3 protein-coding genes are annotated in these 5,451 nt (G+C 33.9%); all 3 read left to right on the top strand.

The window, feature by feature from the left end:
- The coding region (locus M2475_RS11150) for an immunoglobulin-like domain-containing protein (protein WP_277491596.1) at positions 1-1,836 on the top strand (1,836 nt) is incomplete at its 5' end.
- Between the two features lie 81 nt (positions 1,837-1,917).
- A complete protein-coding gene (locus tag M2475_RS11145; protein ID WP_277491595.1) occupies positions 1,918-2,373 on the top strand; it encodes a hypothetical protein in 456 nt (151 codons plus the stop codon).
- 377 nt (positions 2,374-2,750) lie between these two features.
- Positions 2,751-5,060 (top strand): InlB B-repeat-containing protein, encoded by a 2,310-nt coding sequence (locus M2475_RS11140; RefSeq protein WP_277491594.1) that lies wholly within the window; start codon positions 2,751-2,753, stop codon positions 5,058-5,060.
- Positions 5,061-5,451 lie beyond the last annotated feature (391 nt).

Genomic DNA, 5,451 nt, shown 5'->3' with positions numbered 1-5,451 from the left:
GGAAAAGTTAAGGTAGATGCAAGTAAGACTACATACAAAGCGGAAGAAGGAAAATTCAACGCAACATTCTATGTAGATGAAGAAGCAACGACAAATGTGGAAAATAGCATTCAAGTATTAGATGGAGATGTTATCGATCATGGTGATGAATACACAATTGTAGCGAAACATGTACAATTGACAAGAAGTCAAGCGGAAGCATTGACAGATGAAGATTTGATTAGTAGAGCGAAAGCAAAAGCATTCAAACGTGAAGATATGAGTGCAGCAACAGTGGCAATTGAAAAACCATACACAGTTGATTCAGAACCTGGCGTATATAAAGTAACACTTTATGTAGCGGAAGAACCAACAACAAAGGTTGAAATCAATGTAACGGTTGTAACAGGAAGTGCACCAGAATTAACTGTTGATCCAACTTATATTAATATTCCATTAGGTGGAAAATATGACTATACATATGGAGTAAATGCAACAGATGATGAAGATGGAGATCTTACTAGTAAAGTAAAATCAACAGGAACTGTAAATGTAGATGTAGAAGGTGTATACCCAATCGTTTACACAGTTACTGACAAAGATTACAATACGGTAAGTAAGACAAGAATTGTAGCGGTAGGAGATATCATTGTTGGAGAAGACTACTTATTCAAAGCAAATAACTATGTAATCTTGAAAAAAGATGCAAAAGGAACAGATGCAGAGATTCTAGAAAAATCAGAAGCACAAGCTTGGGTTAAAGAAACAGGAATTGCTGTTCCAAAAGCAAATTTAGAAGTAAGAGACAACGGTGGTTATAAAGCTGAAGTAGGAACTTATAAAACGACAATTTCAGTGAAAGGTGCAACATCTGCAAAAGATAAAGTTGAACCAACTGCAAGAGTAATCGATGGTGATATTATTGACCAAGGTGATGAATATGTATTAGTAGCTAGTAATCTAGTAATGACATTAGCAGATGCACAAGCTATGACAAGCAATGAAGACCTTATTAGATTAACAAATGCAGAAGCAATCAAAACGAAAGATATGAGTGCTGGAACAGTGAAGTTGGAAACAACAACATTCAAAGCAGCAGAAGGTAACTATAAAGCTACATTCTATGTAGATGAAGAACCAACAACGAAAGTTACAGTTAATATTAAAGTTGTTAACAAAGATGTGATCATCAAGGGTGATAAATATTACATTGGTGCAAACAATGTGAAGATGGACTCATCGACAGCATCAGCACTTACAGATGAAATGTTGATAACATTAGCAGATGCAGAAGCATGGGCTAGAGTTGATTTCTCTAGTGCAAAAGTAGAAGTTGAATCACACACAATCATTGGTAAAGAAGGATTCTATTATGCAACTTTCAGAGTTGCAGCAGAACCTAAAACAAAGGTTACAGTAGATGCAACGGTTACGAAAACAAAATTAGTTATTGATGCAAGTGATTTCACAATCACAAACAAAGAAGCGAAAGCATTAGACGAAGAAACAGTATTAAAATTAGCAAAACCTGAAATTACTGTAGATACAAGAAGTAGAGCTGCGATTCCAACAACAAAAGATATCGTAGTACATAAACCACACTTAACAAGTATCAATAAAACAGACATTAAAGGTGGAAAATTTGACTTAATGCTAAGTGTCACTCATGAGGGTGAAGAATATGTAAAAGTTATCAAGGTTACTGTACAAGCTGGAAGTAAACCTTCAGTTGCGCCACCAACAAAAGGAGTATCAACTGGCGATTCTACAAATATAATGAGCTTGTGGGCAATGAGTTTATTAGCATTGTTATCAATGTTCTATGTAGTAAGAAGACGTAAAGAAGATAACGAGTAATAGGAAGTGTGAAGAAATGTCATTGACATTTCTTCGCTTTCTTGTTTTTATAGAAGAGATTAGATTCCTAGGAGGATTAGAATGAAAAAAGTTGGAATGATGTTTGCATTCGTGCTGTTGTTGGCAGCATGTAGTGGAGGTAATAGCGGGGCAGATGTTACCTGTGAATTAGATTATGGAGACTCACAGTCAAAAGAAATTGTGAAAGTTGAATACGATGGTGATAAGAAAGCAGAAAAAATCATCATTACAAAAGAAGCAGCTTTGGCTGATTATTTGTTCGAAGAACATGATGTTGAAGAATTAGAAAAATTATTTGAAGCAGACTATGTAAATCCTGATATTGATCAAAAAGGATTAACCTTTGATATTTCAATAGATAAGAAGAAAAAGAAATTATCTGTAAAGGTTGAAGCAGATATCTCAAAAGTAAGTAAAGGGGATATGAAAAATCTTGGCCTTGATAATTACAAAGATGTGAAAAAGATAGTAAAGGATCTTAAAGCATCTGGATACGAATGTGGAAAAGTCGAATAAATAGAGATTGTAGAAAACTACCAACTTTGTAAGAAGTGGTAGTTTTTTTGCTATACTAAAAATGTAGATTTTAAAGGCCAATAGGAGATGAATTTTTTTGCTGTTTAAAATAGGAAGAGGAGAAATGGGAAAATGAATTGAATTAAAATATATTGAACTTCTACACGAGTGTGTTCAAGATTGAGAATAATCTATTTACACGAAGTGAATAAAATGATACGCTAAGATTATGATGTCTTTTTTAATAAAACAAGTATTTAATGTTTTCATTATTTTTAAAAAAAATGAACGAAAACAGAAAAAATAAAGACTAATTAATAGATGCTATAAAATAGTATCAAATTATTAAAATCAATATTACGGGGGCGCAATAAAATATGATAAAAAATAATATTAAAAGAAGAATCGTAGTTGCTTTGACTATGATAATAGCAGTAACAAGTTTTAGTGTAAGTGAGATGTTAGCATCCATGCCAGTGCAAGATTCAACAGCAATAGGCGAAGTGTATGATGGTGTTAATTTTAATGAATTAGAAAATAATGGAGTTTACTTTGGTTCTTATAGTCAAATGAGAACCAATGCATCTAATAAAGAGGGCGAAGTAACTCCTATTTTATGGAGAATAGTAGGTGAAGATGGTAATGTCACTGGCAGTACTATGGATGGTAGTTTAACACTGTTTAGTGAATATGTATTGGATACATCTGTATTTTCTGGATTTGGTGTTGAAAGTTATAGTTATAGTACTTTTTCGGGAGAAGCAGCATACGATACATCATATGTAAGAGAATGGTTGAATGAAGAGGATTTGTATGATTATTATGCACCCAATTCAGCAGTTCTATCGAATCCAAATGCATATGGATATAAAAAACCAGCAGATAGAGATGGGTTTTTAGGGAGTTTCAAAATTACAGATAATGGCTCTACAATTTATAATGCAGAACTAAATGCAATAACACCATCTACAGTATCTACCTATTTCATTGCACAAGGAACAACGACTAATTCAGAAGTGTTGATAGAAAATCCAGGAAGTATAAAAACATACAATTCAGGTTATACACAAGGGACATGGGAAAGTTATTTTGCGGGATATTTTACAGCATTTTCTGGATGGCCTACGGCACAGACAAATCAGTATGTGTATTTGCCAAGTGCTATAATGTCGTATAGCGGGCATGCTAGACACAATAAAGTGTTTTGGAATGCAGATGGAGCATTATCTGCGACAGATGGCTCTACAGATTATAGTTTAGGACCAGCAGGTTCAGATTTGGCTAAATCTACAACAAAATATGGAACAACCACAGGATATTGGACACGCTCACCAGAAGCGATGAGAACAGATAGTGGGTCTATACGAGTATATGTAGTATCAGGAACTACAGGAAATGTGTCTCACGCATCAGCACGTAATGCAAATGGAGGAGTACGACCGCTTACAAAGTTAGATCCAAAAACAATTTTAATGACACATGAAATAATTGGAGAAACACCAACCCTATCAGATCAATTCCAAGCAGATAAAGAAAATGATTCTTTCTGGAATTATGCAGTGGGAAAAGATAGTTTAACTAACTATAAGTTAACGCTGGTAAGTGATAATGTAGAATTGAATTCATTGAAAGGTACAAATGATGAAGTAATTAATTCATCATCAAAATTAACATTAGAATCTGGAAGTTCATTCAAAGTAGTAAGTGATGATTATATAGGTGACTATTTAGCTTATAAAATTGTTCGCACCAATGCAAGTGGAGAACGTGAAATTGTCGCTTATGGAACAAGTAAAGGAGCAAACCCTGACGAGTTAGAGATTAAAGGAATAAAATCTACAATTGATAATTCGGATTTAGAAGAGGGTAACTATAGTTTATATATTTGGTCACAAGGTGAAGATAGTGAAGGGCTTAATAATACAAGTGTTCATAGTTATGAAGGAAGTAAACCAATGACGTTTGAATTAGTTGTCCAAGCAAATGAACCAATTACTACATATACGATAACATATGATGGGAATGAAAATACAAAAGGAACGGCTCCTGTGGATAGTGCTAGTCCATATGATGAAGGCGCTAGTGTAAAAGTACTAGGTAAAAGTGATTTAGAGAAAGAAGGTTATACATTTAAAGGATGGAGTACAACAGCTAAAGGAAGTGTTGAATATGAAGAAGGAGACACACTTACTATAACTAGTAATATGACTTTATATGCAATCTGGGAGGAAAAAACACCTATTAATAGGTATACAGCTATCTTTGAATCAAATGGAGGAAGCTCTGTTGCTTCACAAACAGGAATGAACATAGGCGATTATATAAATGAACCAACAAAACCAACGAAAGAAGGATATGAATTTAAAGGGTGGTATTTAGATGATAATACATTTATGGATAAATGGGATTTCGTAAAGGATACAATAAGTGGAGATACAACATTGTATGCGAAGTGGATTAAAATAGAAGCTCCAGTAGAACCAAACACGCCAGAAACACCAAATGAAGATAAGACATCAGATGAAATTGCACCAAGACCAAGCGAAACTACAACAACACAAAAAAAAGAACAAGCAAGTTCATCAGTAGTAACTGCAGATACAGCAAACCCTATGATGTATGTAGGATTTATGATATTAGCATTTCTTGGAGTAATCTGTGTTAGTGCTGCAAGAAAAGAAGAATAGTAAATTAAAAGTAGCGATATAAAAAAGGGGCTTTAGATAAGAGTGTAAGTAGCTTTTAGAAGGCAGATTATTTTCCACTCCCGAATAAATAGAGATTATAGAAAACTACCAACTTTATAAGAAGTGGTAGTTTTTTTAAATATACTACCAAAAATACCGTTTCACCGACCAAATGTCACAGTTTTCACACAAGGGTAGTTTTTTTTGCTATACTGAAATTGTAGATTTTAAAGGCACAATAGGAGACGAACTTTATGGAGGAGCAAAGTTTATTTCTTACTCAGAAGCGCCGAGGACGAGGGATAGCAGACGAAGTGAGAGAGAATACAAAGCAATTGAAAGTAGATCATGAAGAAAATGATCTTTTTGTCATTAAAAGTTCTTGTCGATA

This window comes from Breznakia sp. PF5-3, from assembly GCF_029504745.1.
Lineage (GTDB): Bacteria > Bacillota_I > Bacilli_A > Erysipelotrichales > Erysipelotrichaceae > Breznakia.
The sequence above is the reverse complement of the archived record's forward strand: the minus strand, read 5'-3'. Positions and strand labels throughout refer to the sequence as shown.